The sequence below is a fragment of the Ensifer sp. WSM1721 genome (genome assembly GCF_000513895.2).
In the GTDB taxonomy this organism is placed as follows: Bacteria; Pseudomonadota; Alphaproteobacteria; order Rhizobiales; family Rhizobiaceae; genus Sinorhizobium.
This window is the reverse complement of the sequence record NZ_CP165783.1, coordinates 574,563-598,239: the sequence shown is the minus strand read 5'-3', so window position 1 is coordinate 598,239 and position 23,677 is coordinate 574,563. Positions and strand designations below refer to the sequence as shown.

25 protein-coding genes and 3 pseudogenes are annotated in these 23,677 nt (G+C 62.2%); 13 read left to right on the top strand and 15 right to left on the bottom strand.

Annotated features, from left to right (window positions below; genetic code table 11):
* Nucleotides 1–5: 5 nt before the first annotated feature.
* The 6 genes from M728_RS20405 (at nt 6) to M728_RS20380 (ending at nt 6,856) form a co-directional block, all read left to right on the top strand.
* Complete coding sequence (locus M728_RS20405; protein ID WP_026619923.1) at nt 6–737, top strand: hypothetical protein; 732 nt, start codon at nt 6–8, stop codon at nt 735–737.
* Between the two features lie 14 nt (nt 738–751).
* Nucleotides 752–2,959, top strand: a complete 2,208-nt coding sequence (locus tag M728_RS20400) for a hypothetical protein (RefSeq protein ID WP_026619924.1) — start codon at nt 752–754, stop codon at nt 2,957–2,959.
* Nucleotides 2,956–4,299: a glycosyltransferase family 4 protein gene (locus tag M728_RS20395; RefSeq protein WP_026619925.1), complete on the top strand. Its 1,344-nt coding sequence runs from the start codon at nt 2,956–2,958 to the stop codon at nt 4,297–4,299. The genes M728_RS20400 and M728_RS20395 overlap by 4 nt, the downstream gene beginning before the upstream one ends.
* 65 nt (nt 4,300–4,364) lie before the next feature.
* Nucleotides 4,365–5,252, top strand: a complete 888-nt coding sequence (locus tag M728_RS20390) for a UTP--glucose-1-phosphate uridylyltransferase (protein WP_026619926.1) — start codon at nt 4,365–4,367, stop codon at nt 5,250–5,252.
* A gap of 195 nt (nt 5,253–5,447) precedes the next feature.
* A complete protein-coding gene (locus M728_RS20385) occupies nt 5,448–5,627 on the top strand; it encodes a hypothetical protein (protein WP_026619927.1) in 180 nt (59 codons plus the stop codon).
* Between the two features lie 44 nt (nt 5,628–5,671).
* The gene (locus M728_RS20380; RefSeq protein ID WP_051440857.1) at nt 5,672–6,856 is read left to right on the top strand and encodes an SGNH/GDSL hydrolase family protein; all 1,185 of its coding nucleotides are present in this window, start codon (nt 5,672–5,674) and stop codon (nt 6,854–6,856) included.
* A 164-nt stretch (nt 6,857–7,020) separates the two neighbouring features.
* Here M728_RS20380 and M728_RS20375 read toward each other — a convergent pair whose 3' ends face one another.
* Entirely contained in the window at nt 7,021–8,307 is a 1,287-nt protein-coding gene (locus tag M728_RS20375; RefSeq protein WP_026619928.1) for an ABC transporter substrate-binding protein, read from the bottom strand.
* Between the two features lie 147 nt (nt 8,308–8,454).
* On the opposite strand from M728_RS20375, the gene M728_RS20370 reads away from it, so the two are divergent.
* From M728_RS20370 to M728_RS20355, 4 genes are read left to right on the top strand one after another with little or no spacing between them, the layout of a single operon-like run.
* Nucleotides 8,455–9,483: a LacI family DNA-binding transcriptional regulator gene (locus M728_RS20370; RefSeq protein WP_026619929.1), complete on the top strand. Its 1,029-nt coding sequence runs from the start codon at nt 8,455–8,457 to the stop codon at nt 9,481–9,483.
* Nucleotides 9,480–11,333 carry a DUF2264 domain-containing protein gene (locus tag M728_RS20365; protein ID WP_026619930.1) on the top strand — a complete coding sequence of 618 codons (1,854 nt, stop codon included), beginning with the start codon at nt 9,480–9,482 and terminating at the stop codon, nt 11,331–11,333. The genes M728_RS20370 and M728_RS20365 overlap by 4 nt, the downstream gene beginning before the upstream one ends.
* A complete protein-coding gene (locus tag M728_RS20360) occupies nt 11,330–12,340 on the top strand; it encodes a hydroxyacid dehydrogenase (protein WP_026619931.1) in 1,011 nt (336 codons plus the stop codon). Before M728_RS20365 ends, M728_RS20360 begins: the two co-directional genes overlap by 4 nt.
* Nucleotides 12,337–13,107, top strand: coding sequence for a sugar phosphate isomerase/epimerase (locus tag M728_RS20355; protein WP_026619932.1), 771 nt, complete (start codon nt 12,337–12,339; stop codon nt 13,105–13,107). Before M728_RS20360 ends, M728_RS20355 begins: the two co-directional genes overlap by 4 nt.
* A 209-nt stretch (nt 13,108–13,316) precedes the next feature.
* On the opposite strand, the gene M728_RS20350 is transcribed toward M728_RS20355, so the two are convergent.
* The 13 genes and pseudogenes from M728_RS20350 to M728_RS20290 form a co-directional block, all read right to left on the bottom strand.
* Complete coding sequence (locus M728_RS20350; protein WP_051440858.1) at nt 13,317–13,727, bottom strand: hypothetical protein; 411 nt, start codon at nt 13,725–13,727, stop codon at nt 13,317–13,319.
* Nucleotides 13,728–13,785: 58 nt separating this feature from the next.
* Nucleotides 13,786–14,349, bottom strand: a pseudogene (locus M728_RS20345) (aminotransferase class I/II-fold pyridoxal phosphate-dependent enzyme); the annotation flags it as partial.
* Nucleotides 14,346–14,732 (bottom strand): annotated as a pseudogene (locus tag M728_RS20340) (TrbG/VirB9 family P-type conjugative transfer protein); the annotation flags it as partial. The pseudogenes M728_RS20340 and M728_RS20345, both read right to left, overlap by 4 nt.
* Nucleotides 14,732–15,403: a virB8 family protein gene (locus M728_RS20335; RefSeq protein WP_026619934.1), complete on the bottom strand. Its 672-nt coding sequence runs from the start codon at nt 15,401–15,403 to the stop codon at nt 14,732–14,734. The gene M728_RS20335 and the pseudogene M728_RS20340, both read right to left, overlap by 1 nt.
* 4 nt (nt 15,404–15,407) lie before the next feature.
* Nucleotides 15,408–15,719 carry a hypothetical protein gene (locus M728_RS20330; protein WP_026619935.1) on the bottom strand — a complete coding sequence of 104 codons (312 nt, stop codon included), beginning with the start codon at nt 15,717–15,719 and terminating at the stop codon, nt 15,408–15,410.
* Nucleotides 15,716–16,647, bottom strand: a pseudogene (locus tag M728_RS20325) (type IV secretion system protein). Before M728_RS20325 ends, M728_RS20330 begins: the two are co-directional and overlap by 4 nt.
* A 21-nt stretch (nt 16,648–16,668) precedes the next feature.
* On the bottom strand, nt 16,669–16,884 hold the full coding sequence (locus tag M728_RS20320; RefSeq protein WP_026619936.1) for an EexN family lipoprotein: 216 nt from the start codon (nt 16,882–16,884) through the stop codon (nt 16,669–16,671).
* Nucleotides 16,881–17,579, bottom strand: coding sequence for a P-type DNA transfer protein VirB5 (virB5, locus tag M728_RS20315; RefSeq protein ID WP_026619937.1), 699 nt, complete (start codon nt 17,577–17,579; stop codon nt 16,881–16,883). Before virB5 ends, M728_RS20320 begins: the two co-directional genes overlap by 4 nt.
* Complete coding sequence (locus tag M728_RS20310) at nt 17,579–19,963, bottom strand: VirB4 family type IV secretion system protein (protein WP_034883308.1); 2,385 nt, start codon at nt 19,961–19,963, stop codon at nt 17,579–17,581. Before M728_RS20310 ends, virB5 begins: the two co-directional genes overlap by 1 nt.
* Complete coding sequence (locus M728_RS20305) at nt 19,956–20,297, bottom strand: type IV secretion system protein VirB3 (protein WP_026619939.1); 342 nt, start codon at nt 20,295–20,297, stop codon at nt 19,956–19,958. Before M728_RS20305 ends, M728_RS20310 begins: the two co-directional genes overlap by 8 nt.
* A gap of 4 nt (nt 20,298–20,301) precedes the next feature.
* On the bottom strand, nt 20,302–20,601 hold the full coding sequence (locus M728_RS20300; protein WP_026619940.1) for a TrbC/VirB2 family protein: 300 nt from the start codon (nt 20,599–20,601) through the stop codon (nt 20,302–20,304).
* Nucleotides 20,598–21,266, bottom strand: a complete 669-nt coding sequence (locus tag M728_RS20295; protein WP_026619941.1) for a transglycosylase SLT domain-containing protein — start codon at nt 21,264–21,266, stop codon at nt 20,598–20,600. Before M728_RS20295 ends, M728_RS20300 begins: the two co-directional genes overlap by 4 nt.
* A gap of 1 nt (nt 21,267) precedes the next feature.
* Entirely contained in the window at nt 21,268–21,792 is a 525-nt protein-coding gene (locus tag M728_RS20290; RefSeq protein ID WP_084044364.1) for a hypothetical protein, read from the bottom strand.
* Between the two features lie 95 nt (nt 21,793–21,887).
* Here M728_RS20290 and M728_RS20285 point away from each other — a divergent pair, with 95 nt between their 5' ends.
* Both M728_RS20285 and M728_RS20280 read left to right on the top strand, forming a co-directional pair.
* The gene (locus M728_RS20285) at nt 21,888–22,256 is read left to right on the top strand and encodes a MarR family transcriptional regulator (protein ID WP_026619942.1); all 369 of its coding nucleotides are present in this window, start codon (nt 21,888–21,890) and stop codon (nt 22,254–22,256) included.
* Between the two features lie 275 nt (nt 22,257–22,531).
* Entirely contained in the window at nt 22,532–22,777 is a 246-nt protein-coding gene (locus M728_RS20280) for a hypothetical protein (RefSeq protein ID WP_026619943.1), read from the top strand.
* A 145-nt stretch (nt 22,778–22,922) separates the two neighbouring features.
* Here the strand turns inward: M728_RS20280 and M728_RS20275 are convergent, their stop codons facing one another.
* The gene (locus M728_RS20275; protein ID WP_256375563.1) at nt 22,923–23,048 is read right to left on the bottom strand and encodes a hypothetical protein; all 126 of its coding nucleotides are present in this window, start codon (nt 23,046–23,048) and stop codon (nt 22,923–22,925) included.
* A gap of 69 nt (nt 23,049–23,117) precedes the next feature.
* Here M728_RS20275 and M728_RS20270 point away from each other — a divergent pair, with 69 nt between their 5' ends.
* Nucleotides 23,118–23,291: a hypothetical protein gene (locus tag M728_RS20270; protein ID WP_210163560.1), complete on the top strand. Its 174-nt coding sequence runs from the start codon at nt 23,118–23,120 to the stop codon at nt 23,289–23,291.
* Nucleotides 23,292–23,677: the final 386 nt, after the last annotated feature.

Here is a 23,677-nt window from a genome sequence, read left to right as displayed (position 1 = left end):
AATCGATGTCTTCAATTGCCGAGAAATCAAATGCCGCACCGGAACAGGACAATACGAAGCCCGTGAATGGCCGCGTTGACGCGATCGACCAGGGCCGGCTCTTCGGCTGGGCGTACGACCCCCAGGCCCCGGACCGGCGGCTGGCCATTCGCGTGCTTCTCGACGGCAACGTGATCGCAGAGGCGATCGCCGATCGAAGCCGTCCCGATCTCAAACGCAACGGCATCGGCGACGGCAATCACGCCTTCGAGATCGCGCTGCCGGAGGCGGCGGCCTCGCGCACCGGCGATCTCGTCGTGATGGCGCTGGACGGACGCGGCACGGAGCAAAAGCTCCGCGTCCCGCGCCCCGACGAGCAGGCGGCCGAAGCCCTGATTGCTGCTCCGCTCGCAAAGGTCCTCGACAAGCTCGACGTACTGATGGCGGCGCAACGGCAATTGCAGGTGTCGCAGCGTTCGATGTTGCGTGCGCAGAATGACGAGAGCGGCGAGGGTGAGGCGGTCGGGGTCGCCGCCATAGGCGACGCCATCGCAAATCTCAGGACGGAAATCACCCAGAGGCTGAACGATCTCGACGTCCACCTGATGCGGCTCGACGGTGTGGTGGCGGCGATGGAAAAGAACCTGAGCGCCTTGCAGAAGCGGTCGAGCGGAGAGCTGAAGCCGGTGCTGCTTTTGCTTTTCGTTCTCGTAGGATTTGCCGCGGGCGCTCTCCTCTCGCTCTTGACCGGTGCGTAAGGGGGCCTACGCACATGCTTGGTGCCGAACAGTCGCTTTCCCTGTCATCGCAGCCCGCCGCCAGGGTCCTGAGGTCCGGCAGGGTCGTCGCCTGCCCCATCGATGAGGCGCTTCTGCTTGTGATCGGCACGGGCGGCCCCATGGACGGCGAGCTGCCGGCGGAAATCAACGACGATGCGGCCGTCACTTGGGTTGCCTCGATCATCGGCTGGCAATTGCCGTCGCCCGTGGCGCCGGCGACGCACGGTTTCGCAGCGCTGCTGCCGTTGGATGGCACCAGCCGTCCGCTCACGACCGTCCGCTTCGGTGGCGAAGCAATTTGCAGGCGCTACGTCTTCACGCCTCGATCCGTCTCGCTGGGCGACGCGGTCGTGATCCTAGCGGAGCTCGCCGAGGCCCGATTGGCCGGCACCCTGGATGCGCTCGTGGATGCCATCATGCAAGGGCCTATCGGGCGCCAAAGGCTCTCGGCGATCATCGCCCTGTTGCAATCCCGAAACGGCAGCGACGGATTCATCGAGCTTCTTGGGGAGAGCCACGATGGAGCGGTTTTCCTCAAAGGATGGGGACGCCATGTAGTGCCCGGCGTCTGCCGGACGGTCGTGAGCGGAGAACAGTCCCTCCTCACCGACTGCGCAATGGCCACCTTTTCCCGTCCGGACGCTCCGGAGGGAGCTGCGGGCTTCATCGGCCTGCTGCCGTCGAACGAAAGGCTTCGGGCGCGCGACATAGAGGGGCTTGTCTATCGCGGACGCGCCGGCTGGCGTTACGCGAGGGTTCATGAGCAGAGGGTCGTCGCCGGTCCCACGGAAACGCCGGGCCATATCCGCGCCGTGCTGCTCCAGACGCACAGCTCGCCCCAGGTTCTCCTGCGCCTGCGCTCGGCCGCGAACAGCTTCGACGGCAGCGAGACGGTCTCCACGCTTCCTCTGCCCGTGCGGATGGGGATAGACAATGCCTTCCAGGTCGATGGCGGCGGTCTCCTGATCTCGGGCTGGCTGCTCGATCCCGACGGCCATGTTCAAAGCGTCAAGCTATGCGGCGGACGCGCCGAAACGCGGCTCAACGATTGTTGGACCAGGCTCGACCGGTCCGATGTGACGGGTGCCTTCACCGAGGAACCGGCGTTCCGAAACGCGCTCGCCCGCGAAAGCAATGGCCACGGCTTCATCGTCTCCACCAAGGCCTTGGCTGCCACGGCAGCGCTCCATCTGGAGCTGACGCTCAAGGATTCCCGTCGCGCCTTCATGCCGCTTTCGCCAGTCCGGATTGCGGCGCGCTCAGCGGCCCTTCGCCAGATCCGGTCCGTAGACCCTGATGACTGGGCGCTGCCAGAGGTCATCGATCGTCAGATCGTGCCGTTCCTCTGCGCCTGCGAGCGCCGCTCGCCGGCCATCGCGGTCCTCGTCGATGCTGGTCCGTTCGATCAGGCTGCCGGCCCGCCGATCGTCATCGCCGCCGGAGAAAGCGAAGAAGAAGACATTGCCCCCTTCCTCGGGCTCCTCGCCCTCGACCCCGAGACCCGGCACGCGCCAATCGCCCTCGTCTTGCCTCCTGACCGTTTTCGCCGCCAGTCCGGGCGGATCAAGCAACTTGCGCAATTCTACCGGCTGCCGCTGAGATTGATGTCGGCGCAGGAGCCGGGTGACGTCTACGACCTCCTGGAAGCCGGAACTCGGGCGCTGACGAGCGATACGGTGGTGCTGCTTGCCGGCTCGCTGCTGCCGCACAGGGCCGGCTGGTACGGCAAGCTCGTTGCGGCGCATGAGGGATTGAAAGGCAGCATCATCTCCCCGACGCTCGCCTATGAGGACCATTCCGTTCGCTGGGCCGGAAGCTGGGCAGCCGCGGAGTCCGAGCGCCCGTTTTCAGGCCGCTATGCCGGCTATCCGCTGAGCGCCCTGACCGGCCTGAAGCTGACGCGGGTCGCGGCGGCCTCGTTTGAATGCTGCATCATGCCCCGCGAGGCTCTTCTCGCTGCCGGAGGCTTTTCGGCCGGTTATCTCGGCTCTCAACAGAAGGGCCTCGATCTCGGCCTCAAACTCGGCCGCTCCGGCATCGAATCCTACTGGTTGCCATCGGTCCAGATGCTGGGTTCCGACGAGGCATCCTCCGTCGGCACGGTCGCGCTGGTGGAGCGGATCGACCAGGGGGTCTTCGACTCCCGGTGGGCTGAGATCTCGGCGGACCAAGAGAACATCGTCGAAAGGGTTTCCGCATGAGCGAGCGACTTCGAGTCCTTGTCGTCTCCCATGGCCACCCGACGATGTCGCTGGGCGGAGCGGAGGTTGCATCCCATAATCTCCACAAAGGCCTGAACACGCTTCCGGGCGTCGAGTCGATCTATCTTGCTCGCGTCGGCCATCCCGTTCCGCGCCATGGCGCATCGGCGCTCATGAGCATGCGCCTGGCGGTGGACGAGGTTCTCTTCCATGCCGACGACTACGACCATTTCTTCCTGTCCAACGGCGATACCGAGGCGATCCGGCGCGACCTTCTGCGTTTCGTCGGCGACCTCTCCCCTCACGTGGTCCACTTCCATCACGTAATAGGCATGGGGCTCGAGGCCCTCTATGCTATTCGCGAGGCCCTGCCCCGGTCGTTGATCGTCGTCACGCTCCATGAATATCTGGCGATCTGCCACAACCACGGACAAATGGTGAAGAGGCCGTCGGGCCAGCTCTGCAACAAGGCGTCACCTATCAGTTGTCACGGCTGCTTCCCCGACATCCCGGTTTCACGCTTCCTGAAGCGCGAGCAGTTCCTGCGCGGGATGCTCGACCTTGCCGACGCCTTCGTCTCCCCGAGCATGTTCCTCGCGACCCGGTATGTCGAATGGGGGATCGAGGCGGAGAAACTTTCGGTCATCGAAAACGGCATTGTCGTCAAGGAACCCGCGCCCGTGCGCGACCTGCCCGCGGGCATGGCACGCCGCAACCGCTTCGCCTATTTCGGGCAGATGACGCCGTTCAAGGGCGTCGACGTCCTGATCGATGCGGTGTCGCGCGTTCCGCAGGAAATCTGGGGCGAGGACTCCTGCTTGATGATCTACGGCGGCAATCTCGAGCGGCAGCCGGCCGAGTTCCAGGAGCGCGTGAAGAAGCTCATCGACGATGCCGGCCGGCGCGTGCGTTTCTATGGCGCCTATCAAAACGCGGATATGCCGCGGCTGATGCGCTCCGTCGATTGGGTCGTGCTGCCGTCCATCTGGTGGGAGAACTCTCCAGTCGTGATCCAGGAAGCCCTGCACCACCGCAGGCCGATCGTCTGCTCCGATATCGGCGGCATGGCCGAGAAGGTGCGTGACGGAAGAGATGGGCTGCATTTCCGCGCCGGTAGCGCCCAGGATCTCGCCGACCGGCTCATTGAGGTCCTGGCCGAACCTAAGGTCTGGGAGCGGCTGCATACAACCATGAGGGCGCCTATGAGTCATATCGACGCCGCCCGCGAACATTCCGAACTATACCGCCGGCTCCATGAAGAAAAGCAAGGCCGACTTGGTCCTGAGCATTCCGCTCCGCTCGCACCGGCCGGCTCGACCATTCGGGCAAGAGCGTCATGAACCCACCCGCCACAGACTCTCAAAAAAGCCTTGTGCGCAAGGCCCCATGAACCGGAGGCACCACCATGCAAAAGAGAATCCGCAAAGCCATCATTCCCGCCGCCGGTCTCGGCACGCGGATGCTTCCTGCCACCAAGAGCGTCCCGAAAGAGCTCCTGACGATCGTCGACAGACCGGTGCTCGACTATATCGTCGAGGAGGCCTTCGCTTCGGGCATCGAACACGTGATCATCGTCACCGGCCGCATGAAGGGTGCGATCGAGGACCATTTCGATCATGCGTTCGAGCTCGATGTCAGCCTGCGCAAGGCCGGCAAGCATCCGCTGGCCGACAGGATCGTCGAGAACACCCCTCGTGCCGGCACCATTTCCTTCGTGCGCCAACAGCAGGCGCGCGGTCTCGGCCACGCAGTATGGACCGCGCGGCACATCGTCGGCGACGAACCCTTCGCCGTGCTTCTTCCCGACATGCTGATGGTCTCCGAGGAGCCCTGCCTCAAGTCCATGATGTCGCTTTATCAACGCCATGGCGGCAACGTCATTGCCGTGGAGCGGTGCGCGCCCGAGGACGCGCATAAATTCGGCATCGTCTCGCTCGAGCGCAGAGCCGACGGCCCGGTCGTCACAGGTCTCGTCGAAAAACCAGCTCCGGGGACGGCCCCCAGCAATCTCTTCATCTCGGGGCGCTATATCCTCCATCCCGACACCTTCGAACTGCTCGAGCGCCAGGCGCCCGGCGCCGGTGGTGAAATCCAGCTTACTGATGCGATGATCGCGCTGATGTCGGCCCAGGAGATCCGGCCGTTCGAATTCTGCGGCCGCACCTTCGATTGCGGCACGCCGGCAGGCTTCGTCAGCGCAAACCTGCACATGGCAATCGCCCGAAGCGATCTCGCGCGCCACATCGGCCTCGAGATGGAGACTCTCTCCGCCGCGCGGCGAGCCGTGGCGTGAACAAAGTCACGGGCGGGAAGGCCGAAAAGAGCCCGCCCGATTGCATCCGTGATGGCTGAACGCCGTCGAAATCCAAGCCGATTGGCGGCCCCATTCTCGGAGTCTCTGAATGCTCATCTATTCCGACGAGAACCTGGACGTGATCCATCGCGAAGGATCGCCGCCCTACCTTCTCGTCACCGTCAACGAGATGGAATGCAGGCAAACGGCAGCCGCTTCTGGCGCGCCAACACCGCGAAGACCTGCCCGGCCGATGACAGCCTTCGCGAGCGCGTGGTCAAAACGATCCGCGAGCGCTTCGCCGAGCTCATGCGGGCCGGTCGGATCGCGGTCGCCTTCTATTTCGATTGGGAGGCAACCACCTATGGAGCCTGACGCTTTGGCAAGCATTCCCCGACCGGCCGTGCGGCGGTGACGCCATGAAGCTGAAGACCCTGATCATCGGCGGTTCCAACACCGTCATGCAGCCCGGCTACTTGCCCTCGCTGCTTTCCACTATGGCGCGGCGCGGCGTCGAGCTCGACATCGTCGCGGATCTCGCGGTGGGCGGCACGACCAGCGCCTTCGGCCTCTACCAGCTCAAGATCCGCGAGCAGGAACTCGCCGATTGCGACCTGCTGCTGATCGAATATGCGCTTAACGATGCCTTCGTCTATGGCGACGAGCGCCGCCCGTTCCGGCACTGGGCCCGCTTCTACGAGGGCATCATCCGCTTCGTCCGCGAGCGCAATCCGAAGCTGCGTATCGCGACGCTCGTCTTCGGGTCCCGCAACGGCTCATTCCTGACCTCAGTGCCCTCGATTGATGCCGGCATCACCTACATCTCGCAATGGTACGGGACGATTTGCGTCGACGTCTCTCGGCTGCTGATGCAGAAGCTCGGACGCGAGGTGGTAGGCCATCCCAGCTTCTATTCCGACCAGGGCCATTATGCCCGTCCGGTGGCGACGACCATGGTCGCGAACCTGATCGCCGACGAACTCGAACTCGCGCTCGCCACGCCGCTGCGGCCCGCGGCGCTGCCGCCAGCGATTGACCCCGAGCATTTCGCCGGCGCCCGAGCCCTCGATGGCAACTGGCTCGCCAAGCGGCTCGGCCGGCCGGTGGTCGAATACAGCAACAGGCGCTTTTCGATCGCGGCAGTCGATCTTGGGCGCGACCGGCTGCGCTTTGAGGTCGAGAAGGGAATGCTGCTCGCGCTGAACTATGTCTGCGAGCCGCGCATCCCGCCGCTCGATGTCCGCATAGGCGAGGACATGCATCGCGCCGCGATGCTCAAGGGCGGCGTCCGCGACGGCACCTACAAGTTCCTGGTCTCAATGCTCAGTTTCGAGTTCCTTTACGGGCCGACGCTCCTCGACATGCAGCAGACTCGCGCGCTGGTCCTGTCGGGCGGGACGGCCGCCGCCGAACACAAACTGCATGTGCCGAGGGACAGCATCCGGCACGAGGCATTCCCGGCCGAGGCGGTGCTACCGATCGCCGGCATTCTCTTCACTGGGAACCTCAAGGCCTGCGCCATCGAGAGATCCGCCGCGCCGCTGATCCGACCGGCCGACCAGCTTGCCGAAATCTCGCCCGAGCTCGCGGCATCGGGCTCCTGATCGCCCGGGGCATTCATGCGCTCCAGCCTGCCAATCTCGGATTCGCCCGACGCCTGGAGAACTCGACAAGCGCATCGGTCGCAGGTCCTCGGAGGTCAGAGCGGGATGAGGAAAAAGCCTCCCGCATCCCGCGTCTGATATTCCGGGCGTCGCGACCTTCCGGATCAGCCGGTGCGGATGGTAGTCTTTCCTTCGCTGACCAGGCGTTCCGCCGCATCCGCGACCGATATGCGCTCGAAGGCAAGCTCGTCCGCAATCGGCCGGAACACGCGATGGTCGAACTCCGTCGCTCCAAGCGGCGCAGGGGCAGGATAGCTGCCGACCTGGTCCTTAAGCGCGTTGATGTATTTCACCGTTTCCGCTTCCGTGGGATTGAGCTGCGGCAGTATCGCCTCGCGAACGGTGGGCGACATCGGCACGCCGCGCTCGACGCCGAGGATCTTGCCTGCTTCGACGTCGTTGACGAAAAAACTGATGAATCTGGCGGCTTCCTCGCCGTGCTCCGAGGTGGCGCCGATGCTCCAGATCAGGGCCGGGCGATAATAGTGCCCGGAGGGGCCGCCCTTCTCGGCTCTGGGCAGCATGCCGATGCCAAGTTTGCTCTTCATGATGAGCTGATAGCCGATCAACTGGTTCGAATAGGCCATGCCGATCGCTGAATAGCCGAGCGCCAGGCAGTTCGTGTCGATCGTATTCTGATCGAGCGTTTGGACATCGGCCGCAACGGTGCCGCCGCGCTTGCGCAGATCCTCCCAGTAGGCATACCACTCCTTGGCCTCTTCGACGCCGAAACCGAGGCCGCTTTCGTTGAAGAGACTGCTGCCGCGTTGCCTAAGCCAGGCATCGAAGACATAGGCGTAGCGAGCCGCATACGGCCCGCCGCCCTTGCCGGTGGCCTTGGCCATCTCGATCGCGATGTCGGCGTATTCCGACCACGTGGTGTCGAGCCCCGGAGGGGTGACGCCTGCCTTGGCGAAGGCATCGGCGTCGTGGAACATCGCGAATGAGTTCAGGCCGAGGCCGACACCCCAAAGCTTGCCGTCGACGGTTGTCAGCTTCAGCATATCTTGGCCGAAAGCGTTCACGTCCAGCACTGAAGGAACGAAAGGATCGAGGGCGAGGCAGGCGCCGCGCTTCGAGTAATCCGAAATCGTGTTGGGCTCGAGCTGGAAAATGTCGGCAATGGCGCGACCGGCCATCTGCGTCGCAAGCTTGGTCCAGTACCCCTCGCCGCTCAGGCTCTCGCCGACGATCGCTATATCAGGGTTTTTCTCCTGGAAGAGCCGGGCGACGCTCAATGTCCGCTTCGAGCGATCGTTGGAGCCCCACCACATCGCGCGCAGCTGCACGCTTTCCGCAGCAAAGGTCTGTCCTGAGCCTACGGGGCCAAGCGCAATACCGGCGGCGGCGCCAGCCGTGCCGAGCATGAATGTGCGTCGATTGAGTCGCATGCCGTTCCTCCCTGTGGCTGCCCGCCTCACGCTCTCCTCCAGCGCCCGGCGGGATCAAGTTCCACGCGAAGATTATGCAAAAACCAAAAATGTGCAAGAATTTGTTGCTTACTTGCAAATTTGCATGAGTTGCGCGATGTTTGCAGCATGATAGACACATCGCCCAAACGGTTCCGCCAAGCCGACATCGCCGCCCGTGCCGGGGTTTCGGTTTCCACCGTCTCGCGCGTCCTCGCGAACGAACCCGGCATCAGCGAAGATGTCCGGCGGCAGATCCTCAAGGTCGCCAATGACCTCGGCTATCCGGTGAAAACCGGCGCTAAAACGGCACCCCAAACGCTGGCATTGATCGCGAGCAACGGCGTTACCGGCGGCTTGAGCGTCTTTTACGAAGGCATTGTCGAGGGCTTGCGTTCCGAGGCGGCCCGGCAGGCGATGCCGTTCGAAATCCGGCTTGTCCGTGAGGCAAGGGCAACGCCGGAGACCGTTCGCGACCATATGGAATCCGTCGGGGCGGAGGGTCTCTTCCTGGTGGGCATCGATCCCGGCGATGCGCTCTGCCGATGGCTCGGGGAAAGCCGCACGCCGGTGATCCTCGTCAACGGCACCGATGCCGAAATGCGCTTCGACGGCGTCTCGCCATCGAACTTCTTCGGCGCCTATGCGGCAACGCGGCGGCTCGTTAATGCCGGCCATCGCCGCATCCTTCACCTGACGGGATCGCACCGGCGGACGATCCGCGAACGCATACGCGGTTTCGAAGCGGCCGTTTCCTCGGTCGAGAACGGCGAGGCGCGCGTCATCCAGCTGCCCTTTGAGTCCAATGCCAGCCTTGAAGCGCATGCGGCGACACTCGCTGCGCTTGCCGAAGACGCGGGTTTCACGGCCGCTTTCTGCATGAACGACTTCGTCGCGGTCGGCGTGCTCGAAGCGGTCACGGAGATTGGCCTCCGCGTGCCTAAGGATTTCGCCATGGTCGGTTTCGACGACCTGCCCTGCGCCGAAATGGCAAATCCGCGTCTCGCCACGATGCGCGTCGATCGTGTCGCGCTCGGCCGCGAGGCGATCGACATGATGCACTTCCGCTTCCGCCACCCGGCGGCGCCCGCCCGGCACGTCTCCCACGCGGTCGCTCCGGTGCCCGGCGGCACCCTTGACGAAGGACAGCGCTTATGACCTACGATCCCGCCAGCGCCAATCCGCTTCGCGGCAATCCGCTTGAAGCGCGCGACGACATGCAGCACGCGCTGATCGACCTCTTCAATCCGCTGCTGCCTTATTTTTCCGAGGGCAGCGCGCGGGTCCGCCTCGATGCAGCCGCCGGGCACTTCGATCGCGCGGCCGCCGACCTCGAAGGTTTCGCACGCCCGCTCTGGGGTCTTGCCCCTTTCGCTGTCGGCGGCGGCCATTTTGCCCATTGGGAGCGCTATGCGGACGGCATCGCCAACGGCACCGATCCAAACCACCCGGAATATTGGGGCACCATCAACGGCCGCGACCAGCGCATGGTCGAACTTGCGGCGCTCGGCTTCGCGCTCGCCCTTGTGCCGGAAAAACTATGGGACCCTTTGAGCGGCCGAGCGCGCGAAAATCTTCTCGCCTATTTGCTCCACGCCCGGCAATTCGACTATGCGGATAACAACTGGAAGTTCTTCCGCATTTTCGTCGACATCGCTCTCGACCGGCTCGGCGTGGAATATGACCGCAGTCTCACCAGGGCCTATCTCGCCGAGCTCGACGGCTTCTACATCGCCGATGGCTGGTATCGCGACGGCAATGTGCGGCGCATCGACCACTATATTCCCTTTGCGATGCACTTCTACGGCCTGATCTATTCACGCCTCGTCGACGACGACTATGCGAAGCGCTACCGCGAGCGTGCCCTCGCCTTCGCGCAGGATTTCCGTCACTGGTTTGCTGAGGACGGAGCAACCGTCCCCTTCGGCCGCAGTCTCACCTACCGTTTCGCCTGTGCGGGCTTCTGGTCCGCGCTTGCCTTCGCTGGTCTCGAGGCACTGCCTTGGGGCGAAATCAAGGGTCTGTGCCTGCGCCACCTCAGATGGTGGGCGGACAAGCCGATGGCGCACCGCGACGGCGTGCTGTCGATCGGCTACGGCTATCCGAACCTCCTGATGTCCGAGAACTACAATTCGGCGGGCTCGCCCTATTGGGCGTTCAAGGCATTCCTACCGCTCGCGGTCGCAGAAGACCATCCGTTCTGGACGAGCCCGGAAAAACCGCTCACCTCGTCCCGCGAGCCCGTCGCCCTTCGCCATCCCGGGATGATCATGATGCCATGCAAGGGTGACGTGGTGGCGCTTTCTTCCGGCCAGGAAAACCGGCAGATGCGGTTCGGATCGGAAAAATATGCGAAATTCGCCTATTCGAGCCGTTACGCCTTTAGCGTGGAGAGCGACGAGCGGGCCTTTGCCGGCGGCGCCTTCGATTCGATGCTCGCCTTCAGCGATGACGGCATCCATTACCGGGTGCGGGAGACCAATGAGGAGGCGCGCCTTGGCGGCAACGTTCTCTTTTCCAGATGGTCCCCCTGGCCGGACGTCGTCGTCGAGACCTGGCTCATTCCGTCCTCGCCCTCGCATATGCGGGTGCACCGGATCACCACACCAAGAGAGCTCCAAACGGTCGAGGGCGGCTTTGCGATCGCCAGGCGCGATTTCGAAGCCGACACACTTTCAGCAGGACAAGGCGCGGCCCATGCCATCGGCGCGGAGGATTTCAGCGGAATCCGCGACCTCGGCTCGACGGTTTCGCGCGAAGGTCTGGTTCAGAAGGCTCCACCCAATACAAACCTGATCGTCGCAAAGACACTGGTGCCGCAATTGCGCGCCACCATTTCGGCCGGGGAGACCATTCTCCGCTGCGCGGTGCTTGCGCTCCGCGATACCGCCGCCGTCTCTGCTGACTGGTCAAGGCCGCCGGCTGCCCCGGACATGGACGAATTGCTCGCGCTTGCAAAGCAAGGGGTGGTCGTGAGCGCCATGAATGTGCCGGGGCGAATGCCATGAGCCGCCCCGCGGTCGCCTTTGCGATGCAGCCCGAACGAACGCGATATGTCGTGACGCCGGAACTCCTCTCGCGGCTCGGCGACTTCGCTCGCATACTCGATGAAGCGCCGATGACGTCCTTCGATGACGAAAGGGCAAGACGGCTGCTGGCGGAAGCGGAAATCCTGATCACCGGATGGGGCGCCCCGCTCTTCGATAGAGCAGCACTGGCCCGGGCGCCGCGGCTGCGCCTGGTCGTTCACGCGGCCGGAACAGTCAAAGGCATCGTCGATGACTGCATCTTCGATGCCGGAGTGCCGGTCAGCCATGCGGCCGCGGCAAATGCTGTCCCCGTCGCCGAGTTCACCCTTGCCGCGATCATCTTCGCCGGCAAGCAGGTCTTCCGCTTCCGCGATCTCTACGCCGCCGACCGGGGTCGCAGTCGCACCCATCTGCTACAGGGCGAGCCGATCGGGAACTATCGCCGCACGGTCGGAATTGTCGGCGCCTCACGGATCGGACGACGGGTGATCGAATTGCTTCGCCCCTTCGATTATCAGGTGCTGCTCTACGATCCGCTGGTCGGAGAAGAGGACGCGTCCGCACTTCATGTCGAGAAGATCGATCTCGATACGCTGATGGCAAGCTCGGATATCGTCTCGCTGCACGCGCCTTCGCTCCCGGATACCCGGCACATGATCGACGCGCGGCGCTTGTCCCTGATGAAAGACGGCGCGACGCTGATCAACACGGCCCGCGGAGCGCTCGTGGACGAAGCGGCGCTGATCGACAGGCTGAAGACGGGCGCGATCAACGCCGTCATCGACGTGACGGATCCCGAGGTGCCGCATGAAAGCTCGCCCTTCTATGAGCTGCCGAACGTGTTCCTGACCCCGCATATCGCCGGCGCCATCGGCCTCGAGCGAACACGCCTCGGCGAGATGGCTATCGATGAAATCGCCCGGTTCATCGAAGGCAGGCCGTTGCATTTCGAGATCCGCAAGGCCGATCTGGAGCGAATGGCATGAGCGGTTTCGAACCCGGGCTCTGCACGGTCACCTTCCGCAAGATCGGCGCAGAGAAAATCGTGGACCTGGCGGTGGCAGCCCGCCTCGCCGCCGTCGAATGGGCCGGCGACGCGCATGTTCCTCCCGGTGACCTGTCCACTGCCCGGACCGTCGCGCGGCTGTGCGAGAGGGCCGGCTTGGCAACGTCCTACGGTTCCTACGTGGCACCGCCAACGGCCGAGCTCCCCGACTTCTTGGACGCATTGGAGAGTGCAATCGCACTCGGCGCCTCCAATATCCGCATCTGGCCCGGAACGCGCCAGCGCGATTCAAGCGATTATAGCGCCGGTGAAAGGCGCGCGGTCGCCGAGGCAATCCGCGACATGGGCACCGAGGCCGCGCGGCAGGGGGTGACCGTGTCGCTCGAATATCACCCGCAGTCTCTGACGGATGATACGGATTCGGCGCGCCGCCTGATCGATGAGATCGCCCATGAGAATGTCTACCTCTACTGGCAGCCGCGGCCCGGACTTCCGCTTGAAGAGGCGCTTACCGAGATCGGTGAGATCGGCGAGCATGTGTCCCATGTCCATGTTTTCGCATGGAACCGCGGCCGCAACCGCTTCCCCTTGACGTCCGCGGCCGACTATTGGCGAACGGTTCTCGGCAGCATGCCCGCGTCACGCTGGACCGGGCGCCGCTTTGCCATGCTTGAATTTGTTGTAAATGACGACCCAGCGGTATTTCTGGAAGACGCCGCGACGCTCAGGCGACTTCTTGAAGGATGAACAGAGCGGTCGCGGCTACTTGCTGGAGCTCGGTCTGGCCCGCTTTGTCCGCTGCTCGTGTTCTTTTGCACCTGCTGAAACGTCACACCAGTTCACTCGGCAAGAGCCACTTTGCTTGAGCTGCATCCAGATCTGCCGCATCCGAATCCGTGCGGCCGACGCGAACAATCCACGGAGTTACTTCTTCCAGGGATACGGCGGGTGAAATCTCATGATGGTTGCCCCCTGTCCTGGCGCGTTACTCCCTGCTCAGAGGCGAGTTCTTCGCGTCCATTGAACTCTTGCTCGGATGAACAAGTTCTCTGGCTGCAGACGGCGTTTGGTCGATCGGCCGGGCGCCAGGCGAATTCCTCACGCGCCAATGCCGCCGCTTCGAAAATGCTGCCCTCCAGTGCCGTCCTTATGCCATAGTAAGAGATGACGTCTGTCGCGACGACCCGCATCAGCACCCCTCTATCGACGGCCCTCACCATGGCCTCGCCATCAACGAACAGGAAGGTTTTTTCCATCCCGTTGTCGGCGGTCGACACGCTCAGCTCGGCGATGCGAAGTGAAGCATCATGAACAACTCCTATTGAATTTTGCAGCAAGACACAGCACTCCGACAGATGCTCGTACATAGAGAATCCTTGTTCATTCAGTGGTGATCTGAATCCTGGTACGCCCGTCGTTGGCGCCTCAATGCTGCCGAGAGTCTTCTATCTCCGCAAGGACCTCTTTGACCGCGCCGCCCACCCCTCGGATGTCGTCCTCCGAGTGGCCCGCTGTCGGGCAGAGGCGCAGCCCTGCCCGGCCTCTGGCAACTGTAGGAAAGAAAATGGCCGAGGTATAAAAGCCGCGGTCGAGCAAGGCTCTCGCTGCCCCGATGGCTGTCAGTTCGTCGCCGATCTTCACGGTTCGGATAGGCAAGGGCGAGCCCGTCTGGTCGGTCGGAACGAGGCTATCAAAAAGGGCGGTCCTCATTCGGAGAGCGTGCTGAAGATCGGCAAGCTCTTTCGTGCGATGGAGTTCCTGCGACGCAAATGCTGCGCCGATGGCCGCGACGTTGAGCGACGCCGAGAAGGCGTGCGCTACGGCGAACCTGCGAAACAGCTCTTCCTGTCGCGCCGTGCCAAGCATAATCATGCCACCCGAAGCTCCAAATCCCTTTCCGAGCGACGCGGCAATGATCGTCCGTTCACCCAAGTAGCCACGGATCTGCGATCTTGCGAAGCCCTCCCCATGCTCGCCGAAAATCGATAGGTGTTCTGGCCAGCTTCCACCGTTCCGTCACGCACCGTCAGCTCCATCTGGTAGCTGCGCGTGGACCCGTCGCGCCGTGTGGTCACAACGGAGATGTTGGTGATCGGCTGGTTCTCGCGCGGTTTCAGGAAGAGGATGTTGCCGGCCGGCGCGACTTCCCAGGCGACGCTGTTGCCGAGCGCGACGTGTGCGATCTCCTCGTCGGCCGCGAACTCGACCTGAACCGAGGACCGCAGCGAGCCGATAATCCGGGTGATGTTGTACGGCTGGTAGTCGACAAAGCGCACGCGGCTGTCCTGCGAGGCCCCACGCGGGATTTCGAGGGCGAGCGCCGCGGATGCCGAGCCCGCGAGAATGAGAGCTAAAATGGCTGCGGTCCGCATCAGTTGATCGCCTCCGGGTCGGCCCGGTATTCGCTAACGGCAAAACCGAGAGGGTTCACCAGCCGGTCGCTCGACGACATCGGCGTATTCACGTAAGCGAAGGTGAGCGTTGCGACCCAATGGGTCGTCCGAACCTCGTCCGCACGGGTTATCGTGCGCATGTAGCGCACGGACACGACGTTCGGGTTGATCAGCGAGATCGAGGCGATGCTGATGCGGGCCGTGGCACTGCGCCCGTAGGTATTCTGCGGGGATTCCGGGTTGCTGCCGCGATAATAGGCGGCGAACCGAGCTTGCTCTGCTTGAGTGCACAAGAGCGCAACGGTGCGGAAATTCTCCTCCGCCTCGCTCCAGACATAGCCTTCGCGAGCACGCACATATTTTGCGGCGAAGTATTTGGTGACGGCCTCATCATAGGTTCCCGCCGTCGATGTCAGCGCCGAGACGACGTCGACAATGCCGGTCGAATTGTCGACCCGCACGACAAACGGCTCGACCGTTTTGAGCGGCGTGAGGCCGGCGACCGCGAAGATGGATGCGCCGGCAAGGACGCCTGACACGATGGCAATCGACCAGGCGATACGCGCCGAGCGTTCGACCTGGGTCATCCGGTCCTGATCGAAGCGTCGCGCCTTTTCGAAGTACGTCTTCAGTTCGTCGCTCGAGACCATCGCCCTACCCCTCGCAAGGACGATAGGATGCGCCGAGGTCGAAATGGGCGAAGGCTAATGGCTCCCTCCCGGCGTCGACATAGGCCGTGGCCACCCGCGACGAGGTTGCCGGGCGCGCATCGGAATGCTTGTGTTTGAGATCGTTGTTGTCCTCCCACTGCCACATGGCGCGATTGAGCGGCCGGCGGGAATAGCCGTCGCATTTCGGGAGTGAATAGGTCATTGATGCGCAACCGCCTAAGATCGCTGCGATGCACAGCGGCAGGATTGGTCTGATCATTCCAGGATGGCCTTTTGTTCGTTCGAATGGCGTCATGAACTGGCGCCTTTCGATCTGAATGTCCGCCCGCTCGCGCGAACCCCGCGCACGGCTGCCCGGAAGCTGCGTGATGCAGCCCAAGCGTACTCTCATGGGCGTCTCGGGCCGCACCGTAGCCGTAGGTCAACGATGCGCCGCCGGAAGCCAGAGCAGAGGCAATGTTGGGAAGCTGGTAGAAGACGTAGAGCGCGGCAAGGCAGATGGCGCAAAGGGCGATCGGCCGCATCAGCACATCGCTATAGGCATCGATCGCTGAAAACGTCGTGTCGATTGAGGTGATCAGCAGCGAGCCGATGGCGACGACGAGCACCTGCAGGATCACAAAATTCGCAAGCTGCCCGATCCAGGCCTCGGTGAAGCGACGCGTCGCCTGGAACATGGCGAGCGCCACGAAAATCGGGCCGATGGCGAGCACTATGGCAAGCGACAGCCTTGCATAAAGCGAGACGATGTAGCCGATGGCGGCGACAATGAAGCTCGCGCCGATCACGAGCATGCCACTGGTGCCGCTGACGATGTCGATAGGCCAGGAGGCATCCGCCCAGATCTCTTTGGCGCACTGTTGCCCCTTATCAAGGAGACTGTCGAAGGCCGAGGCGCTCGGCGCCGTACCGGTATTCAGCGCCTGGGAGATCTCACGCGGGAGCACATCGAAGAAGACCTTGGTGACATAGGTCTGATACTCGCTGGCGTTCTTGACCAGCATCACAATGATGGCGAGCTTGATTGCACGGAACGCGAAATCGAGGATCGGCTCCTGGACGGAACCGCGCAGCACGAGATAGCCATAGAGCACTACATAAAGGGTGACCGCCGCCGTCAGCGGGCCAGTGACCCAGCTCGCGACGTTCGAGGTTCCGGAGGCAATGAAGTTCTCGAGCGGCGCTTTGAACCGCCCGTCGACAAAGGCGAAGACTTGATACACGGTTTTGCCTCCGAGCGCTTCTTACATTCGTTCAAGACGGGTCCTGAAATCTGCTGCCGCAGCGTTTTGGCAATTCGGAGTGTTGCCTAACTCACCCGGATTGCGGCGGCATTTGCCGATCACGTCGGTACGGAGCGCTTTGTCAGCCAGCAGTTCATCGACGGTATAGACGCGCTCGGCTTCCTGCGAGCAAGCGGCCAGAACGATGGGAAAAACAGAAAGAAAACGCAGCCTCATTGCAGTGCGGCTCCCATGGCATCCATGCGCCGCCGCCAGTCCTCGGCCTTGCGCTGCTCGTCGACCTGGGCCTGCGCTTGCTGCACCATGCGAAGACCCTCCATGCGCAGCAGATCCGTCTGGAGGAAGGCTGTTTCCGCCTGAAGCCTGGCCTGAAGGTCGGCAATGTCCTTGGCGTCGCTTGCCGTGGAAATCTTTTCGCGCAATTGGTCAATGCCCTCTATTCGCTTGGTCGCCGCATCGTAGATCTGCTGTCCGAGACTCATCTGCCCGGCATTCTTGTTCTGGGCGCGGGAAAGCTCCTGCGCATAGAAATCGTTGGCACTGGTCCGATAGGTCGAATTGCCCTCCAGGAACTTCGAGGCGGAATCGCGGAAGACGCCGCTGCCCTCACCCTTGAGTAACCCCTCGATCGCATTGAACTCTGCTGGCAGAGCCTTGCGGATGGCAGGATCGTTCAGGATGCTTGCGACATCCGCCATCTCGGTGAGCTTGTTGAGCGAGCCGTAGAGCTGCTGCGCCTGTTCGATCTGCTGATTGAGGGCGTCGAGCTGTGACTTGAGCTCAGCGATGGTCTCGATGTGCTTGGCGATCGCCGTCTGATCGATCACCGGGATGCCCTGCCCTGCCGCGGTGCTCGCGGAAAGAACGAGCGCCGCCGCAAGCGCCGCTCCCTGAGGTCGATAGGAAGCCATTAGATCGCACTCCTTCTTCGTTGCTGGAAAACGGGAAGCCAGTCCTTGGCAGCGTCGCCGACCTCCGCGCGGATCGCATCTGCGAGCTCGACATTCGCCGTCCTGCCGGAGAGGATGGCGAGTTCATCATCGAAACCGCTGAGGTTCAGCTCGGCGACGACGCTGTTGTGCCCCTGCTTCAATATGAACTTTCGACTCTCGACGGAAAGCTCGCGCGCGATCAGTTCGTATTCGCGCTCCGTGAGCTTGAAGCCGTCGACATAGTCGCCGCGGTCGCCGCGGGAATTCGGCAGGAAGATCTGTGTCGGGCATTGCTCGATGATCGTGTGGGCGATCGGCGAGACGATCGCATCGCGCGGGCTCTGCGTGGCAAAGAGCATTAGGCCATTCTGCTTGCGGATCGTCTTGAGCTTGTTCTGCGCGAGATCGCGAAAGCCTTCGTCCTGGAGCGCTTTCCAGAACTCGTCGATGACGATGATGATGCGCCTGCCGTCGATCAGCTGTTCGACTCTATGGAACAGGTAGGCCATGAGCGGCGTGCGAATTTCCTCGTTGTCGAGGAAGTCGGTCATATCATAGCCGACGAACGTGCCGCCGACGCCGAATTCACCAAAACCGACGTCCTCGATGATGTTGTCGAAGACCCAGCCGAGCGGCCCTCCGCTCTCCCACCGCCGCAGCCGCGCGGCAATCCCTTCCGGATCGGTGTTGTTGAGGAAAGTCCTGAGCGCGCCGATGGTCCGGCGCTCCACCGGAAGATCGGCGATACCATCAATGGCGGAAGCGATATCGCGGAGCTCGGTCACGGTCAGTTCCCGGGACGACGAGCCGACGAGCTTGCCGATCCAGCGCGTGAGGAACACCTTGTTCTCCGGCGTGAGTTCGAGGGCCTTCAAGGGGGCGCAGCCGGTCGGGATGCCGTTCTTGAGGGGCAGATAGGTGCCGCCGGCGGCGCGCACGTAGAGATCCGCGCCCCTGTCCTTGTCGAAGAACACCACGTGTGGCTCATGCTTTTCGAGCTGTGACAGCATGAAGTTGAGCAGCACCGTCTTGCCGGCGCCCGACGGTCCGCAGATGAAGGTGTTGCCGAGATCGCCGTAGTGGAAATTGAAGTAGTACGGCGAGCCGGACGCGGTTTTGAGCAGAGCGACGGCGGGGCCCCATTCATTGCCGTCTTTCTGGCCGCCGGGATAGGAATGGAAGGGCGACAAGGCTGCGAAATTCCGCGACGTGATCGCTCCGGACCGGGCGCGGTAGCGGAAGTTGCCGGGCAACTGTGCCCACCACGCACCCTCAAGCCCGAGATCCTCGCGCGCAACGACGGCGCCGCCGCTCGTCAGGCTGGCGCGTGCCTTGGCCAGATTGTCGCTCAGTTCCTTCACGGATGAGGCAAATACGCAAAGCGAGAGATGATGCTCGCCGACTACGAACCGGTTGGACTCCAGATCGTCCATGGCCTCGTCAAGCTCCTCGATCTGCGAGGCCGCCTTGTCGCCGCTGCTGACCATCTGGTTCTGCTTGCGGCCCATGATGACGCGTGCGTCGGCTTTCGAGAGGAAAGAGAAGGATTGCGATAGGGTGAGCTCAAAGGAACTGGTGAGCACGCTGTCGAGCATGCCGGTCTTGGTACGGGCCGGATATTCCTTGAAGCTCAGCATGCCGGCGTAGCGGCTCGTCGCCTCGTGCCGGATTTCGATCGTCTCCCGGCCGACAATGACGCGATCCGAATAGATCGCCGAGGCGATGCGCCCCTCTGTCAGCGGGATCGGCTCCCGCCGGCCGCCGACGAGTTGATGCAGCACTTCGCTCGGCTCCGAGAACAGGAGGCCATCGTGCTCGTAGAGGGACAGTACGCGCGGCTCGAAGCGTTTCAAAGCGGCGGCGACGTCGATGACCTTTTCTCGAAGTTGCTTGAGGGACTCCTCGTCCAGCTCGGCACCCGTCTGACGCGTTCGTCGCAACCGCGACAAGAGCCTCGCCGCCTTGTCGGCCGGATCGCGGGCCGGGCACCAAAGAAGCGTCAGATAAAGGTCGTTGCGAAACAGGTCCTCGCCCACCATGCGCTCGCGGTACTTGTCGTTGAGCGCGGCCGCAAACGCGGTCGTGAAGGTTCCCTCGGGATAGTCGCTGTCCCTGCGGCGGATGAGATGAGTCCACAAGGCGAGCCGCTCATCGGCGATGTTCCGGTAGAGCGTGTTGAGGTCGCGATGGAGAGCGTTCAGGTCGAGAACGTCGGCGGTCTCGAACGAGACGCCCTCAAGCGCAATCATCACCATCAGTGCGCGGGAATCGAGCGCAATCGTCGACTCGTCGACATGGCGGATATAGGGGATGAAGGCCTCCGGGTTGAGCTCTCGGGACCTCAGCGTTGCACGCTCAAGCAAATCCAAGGTCCCTTTCGTCAAAGCGTCGAATGAGCCTCAGCGGCGAAAGCGTCGCCCCACCCCAATAGAAGCTGTTGCGTGACCTACCGCGTGTTTCCACCCAGGCAAGCAGGATGCGGAACATGTTCTGGTCGTGCTTCACGAGCGCGCGAAAGACGAGATGGAAAACGACTCCGACAGCCAAGTAGGCGATCGATCCAGCGACGATGTAGAGGGTCGTCGTGAGCATGATGTTCAGCCCCATCGCTTCCATCGTCACGCCGGCGATCATCGCCGGCCGGGTGCAGGCAATGAAGAGCGTGTCTTCCTCGAGCGTTGGCCGTGCGGTCGGCATGCGGTCAGCTCCCGACAATGGTGTTCACAAGTTCGGTGGCGCCGAAGATGCCGCCGATGCCGATGATCCAGAACCCTGCTCGGCGGAGGTCCATGTATCCGAACATCCAGGCGATGCAGATCACGATCACGGCGATGACGGCTAACAACTTGGCGATGTTGCCAGTCAGCATGTCGACAATGTTCTGCAGCACGGTTTCGATGCCGGCGGCCTGTGCGAAAGCCGGTTCGACCAGGACGGCCACAGTGGCGACAGCCATGAGCGTTGACGCTGCGATCGGACGAATTCTGATGCTGAAAATCATTCGCTATGCTCCACTTGATTGTTCTGAAATACGAGGATGGAAGAGCGCCTTCGGGAACTGAAGACGTCCCAGGAAGGAACGGCGGCCGGCTGGTTCTTGATCAGATCTTCATTGGTGTCGGCGACGAGATCTCCAGCGGCCGTGTCAACCGGTATGCTCCCCTCCCGATTGTCACTAATCGTCAGCTGCGCCATTACAGGAGCGAGCTTCTTGATCTCGCGGCGGACCTGCTCGTCGTAGTTGACGATCGCGCCGACGAATGGGTCCCCTCGCCCGGAATATGATTGCAGCATCGTCTGCTCGGCTTTTTGGGTATCGGCGCCCGCCTTGATCGCATGCTGGTAGTAGCCATCGAGCAGGGTGGCGGTGGCTCGAAGATTAAGGCACGGATCGAGGGCGTCGGAGATCGAGAGCTTCAGCCTCGACAGTTCTTCCATTCCTAGGCCGCCGAGGCCGAGCTGAATGTCCTGCCGTTCTGCGGCGAGTGTCGACGCGACCTCGATTGCCTCAGCCTTCGATGCCGGCTGCTTGGCGAGCGGGGCTCCGCTGTTGATGCGAATGTTGTGGGGGGAGAAGCGGCTTTCGAGGCTCACCACACCGGCAAGGATCTCGGCCGCAACAAGGGGTGCGCAGGTCTGCGCGAGATCTACGAAGTCAACGGGCATGCTAGTACCACACCCGTTGGCGTCCGAGCCCGTCGATCGTGACGTCGACATAGTGGGGCTGCGGCCGGACATTCGGCCGCGTCGTCACATAGCGTTGGCAAACGGCGCGGCCTCCGCTTCGCCGCCATTGCGGCGAGGTGCTGCCTCCACGATTGTCGGAATAACATTCATCGTTTGAGACAGTCTGGGGTGTCGTCGAAATACAGCTCGCTTCGAGCCCGCGATCGCCATAGCGCTTCGTCAGGCGATAGCCGCTGTTACAGGAATACGGCTCGTATCCCGGCCGCGACGCCCGGAAGCCGGCCCCGCTGCAGGTCGGGAAAGGATGGCCTTTTGCAAGCTCGCGCCAGAGCTTTTGGATCGGAGGTCGGCACTCGGCATATTGTGTGGGGCCACCCTGATTGGAAAGGCATAGGATAACCTGGCATCCCCACTCGCCAGCCCGCGCATTACTTGCTGAAATAAGGTAGAATGGATGGGTGACGCCAAATGCAGCCAATGCCACCCCGATCAGAAGGTTTTTCATGGAGATGAGCCTCCGCAGACGCGACGCAAATTCAATTCCTATTTCCACACGAGCCGCGAACTCGATATACCGCCTTATACAATGCAGTTAAACGAATGACAAGAGCACTCAATCTCCAGTGGCATAGCCTCGCCTTCTCCGGCTTCATCTTCCACGAGATCGTCGACAATCCCCTCGAAGGTGAAACGCCTCAGTCGCGCCTCAAACAGATCGGCATGATGAGCGTGCTGTACATCATGCATCAGGGACATCAGCAGCTAACACTTGCAAATATAGTCGAAATCACCGGCTTGACGCGCACCGGAGTGACGGAAACGATAGATCCTTTGGTGAGACGCGGGCTGCTGACTGAAAAGTTCGTGAAGAACTCGATGGGGCGCGGCAAGGCCCGACAGTTCGAGATCGCGCCGCAAATACTCGAGAAGATTCAGAGCTTTCAGCGCGACCACATGCGCGAGTCTTAGGCGAAGATATCGCCGCAAACAAGGTACTTTAAGTCGGTGCATAGCGAAGTGGGTTTCGTGCAGGTGAATCGCGACCAAGGCGAGAGTCCGTCGCTCCTGAAGAGGCTCGGTCAATCCGCGAAGAAAATTCAACCTTTCGCGGCTGCGGGAAAGCGATTAGGGTGTCGATCGATCGACATGAACAGAGCTTGTGCTTCCGGGCGACGCGATCCGATCTTCGCTGCGAGACCGTCCGGCCACAGTACTCTGCGCCGGACTCTCAAAGGAGAGCCGACATGTCGAAGCTATCGAACCAGATTTCGGATCCGAGCAAAGTGGATGCCGAGAATGATGTCGCTGTGGCGACGGCTGTACAGCGTGCCATGGAGTTTTACGGGTGCGACGCTGTTACTGCTGCCGCGCATCGCGGGATTGAAGCCTGGGTTCTCAAGCGCGAAGGCGAATTCACTTTCTGGCTGCAAATCTTCCATTCTCTGAAATCCCAGGGGGATCACAGCGATGAGATCTCCCAGCCGGGATGACGAGCCGCATCCGGCTCGGGCCGCGATAGAGATAATCGTCGCAGTCCTTCTCCGGGGTTGCTGCCAAGATCGGCGCGCGTGTCTACTGCATGGGTCCTTAAATCGTACCCGACTCAAGGACAAAAACATGCAGCGATTCAAAGTGCTACAGCGTCCTTTGTGCGTCTGAAAGACGCACGGCGCTGTAGTGCAAAAGATCCGACGCGACGTTGCTCTCATCCACTCTGCCCTTTGCTGCAGCGCGGGCCTGGCGAGCGATGACAGCGCTCATTGAACTCTCCTGATTGATTTCGGGGTGTCGGGTTAAAGAATGCCGCCCCAGAAACGGCGACTTGGGAACATGGGCGACCGTGATAAGGAAAGCACCGGCAACACAAAACCGGCTTCGGACCTCTTAGAAATTGCGGCACAGCTCGCCGCGCTCGCCGAGGAAATCAGGGCCCTGACGGAAAGGCCCCTTGAGCAGCCGTCCACATCGTCTGAGAGCGGTAAGACCGAAGCAAGCACCGAATAGCAGTGTATCCCCTTGGCCACCCTCGTACATGGTTACGGTCAGGCCCGTAACCTCCGTTCCGATCACCGGGCCCGTGCCTAAACGGAAAGCGAAAGGGCCCCTTCTCTCGTATTGAAAGAAGAGACCCGGCGTGTCTAAGCGTTCGAATTCACAGACACGGCTACCTATACGTGAATCGGCTATCCGCCATTGGAGAGTTCGCGAGCTTAGGTCTCCTGTCCACCCTTTTCGACTTACCTGTTTGAGGCCGGACCACATTCTTGACCAGAGTAGAGAATGGTCAGCGCGAACGGCGAGCGCTCGCCTCGACCACGGAGAGAAGTGAAACCGGAAAGATCAGGCTGGGAAAACGAGTTGGTCGGGCGAAGACGCCTCCCTCGCCTTGG

Coding starts and splice junctions, on each gene's coding strand:
- M728_RS20300 (WP_026619940.1), bottom strand. CDS start 20,601: ATGATTTTCAGCATCAGAATTCGTCCGATCGCAGCGTCAACGCTCATG.
- M728_RS20275 (WP_256375563.1), bottom strand. CDS start 23,048: ATGAGCGCTGTCATCGCTCGCCAGGCCCGCGCTGCAGCAAAGGGCAGA.
- M728_RS20405 (WP_026619923.1), top strand. CDS start 6: ATGTCTTCAATTGCCGAGAAATCAAATGCCGCACCGGAACAGGACAAT.
- M728_RS20290 (WP_084044364.1), bottom strand. CDS start 21,792: ATGAAAAACCTTCTGATCGGGGTGGCATTGGCTGCATTTGGCGTCACC.
- M728_RS20295 (WP_026619941.1), bottom strand. CDS start 21,266: ATGCCCGTTGACTTCGTAGATCTCGCGCAGACCTGCGCACCCCTTGTT.
- M728_RS20385 (WP_026619927.1), top strand. CDS start 5,448: ATGCAGGCAAACGGCAGCCGCTTCTGGCGCGCCAACACCGCGAAGACC.
- M728_RS20270 (WP_210163560.1), top strand. CDS start 23,118: ATGGGCGACCGTGATAAGGAAAGCACCGGCAACACAAAACCGGCTTCG.
- M728_RS20360 (WP_026619931.1), top strand. CDS start 11,330: ATGAGCCGCCCCGCGGTCGCCTTTGCGATGCAGCCCGAACGAACGCGA.
- M728_RS20335 (WP_026619934.1), bottom strand. CDS start 15,403: ATGGTCTCGAGCGACGAACTGAAGACGTACTTCGAAAAGGCGCGACGC.
- M728_RS20285 (WP_026619942.1), top strand. CDS start 21,888: ATGACAAGAGCACTCAATCTCCAGTGGCATAGCCTCGCCTTCTCCGGC.
- M728_RS20380 (WP_051440857.1), top strand. CDS start 5,672: ATGAAGCTGAAGACCCTGATCATCGGCGGTTCCAACACCGTCATGCAG.
- virB5 (WP_026619937.1), bottom strand. CDS start 17,579: ATGGCTTCCTATCGACCTCAGGGAGCGGCGCTTGCGGCGGCGCTCGTT.
- M728_RS20395 (WP_026619925.1), top strand. CDS start 2,956: ATGAGCGAGCGACTTCGAGTCCTTGTCGTCTCCCATGGCCACCCGACG.
- M728_RS20305 (WP_026619939.1), bottom strand. CDS start 20,297: ATGCCGACCGCACGGCCAACGCTCGAGGAAGACACGCTCTTCATTGCC.
- M728_RS20370 (WP_026619929.1), top strand. CDS start 8,455: ATGATAGACACATCGCCCAAACGGTTCCGCCAAGCCGACATCGCCGCC.
- M728_RS20350 (WP_051440858.1), bottom strand. CDS start 13,727: ATGTACGAGCATCTGTCGGAGTGCTGTGTCTTGCTGCAAAATTCAATA.
- M728_RS20355 (WP_026619932.1), top strand. CDS start 12,337: ATGAGCGGTTTCGAACCCGGGCTCTGCACGGTCACCTTCCGCAAGATC.
- M728_RS20280 (WP_026619943.1), top strand. CDS start 22,532: ATGTCGAAGCTATCGAACCAGATTTCGGATCCGAGCAAAGTGGATGCC.
- M728_RS20390 (WP_026619926.1), top strand. CDS start 4,365: ATGCAAAAGAGAATCCGCAAAGCCATCATTCCCGCCGCCGGTCTCGGC.
- M728_RS20330 (WP_026619935.1), bottom strand. CDS start 15,719: ATGACGCCATTCGAACGAACAAAAGGCCATCCTGGAATGATCAGACCA.
- M728_RS20400 (WP_026619924.1), top strand. CDS start 752: ATGCTTGGTGCCGAACAGTCGCTTTCCCTGTCATCGCAGCCCGCCGCC.
- M728_RS20320 (WP_026619936.1), bottom strand. CDS start 16,884: ATGAGGCTGCGTTTTCTTTCTGTTTTTCCCATCGTTCTGGCCGCTTGC.
- M728_RS20375 (WP_026619928.1), bottom strand. CDS start 8,307: ATGCGACTCAATCGACGCACATTCATGCTCGGCACGGCTGGCGCCGCC.
- M728_RS20365 (WP_026619930.1), top strand. CDS start 9,480: ATGACCTACGATCCCGCCAGCGCCAATCCGCTTCGCGGCAATCCGCTT.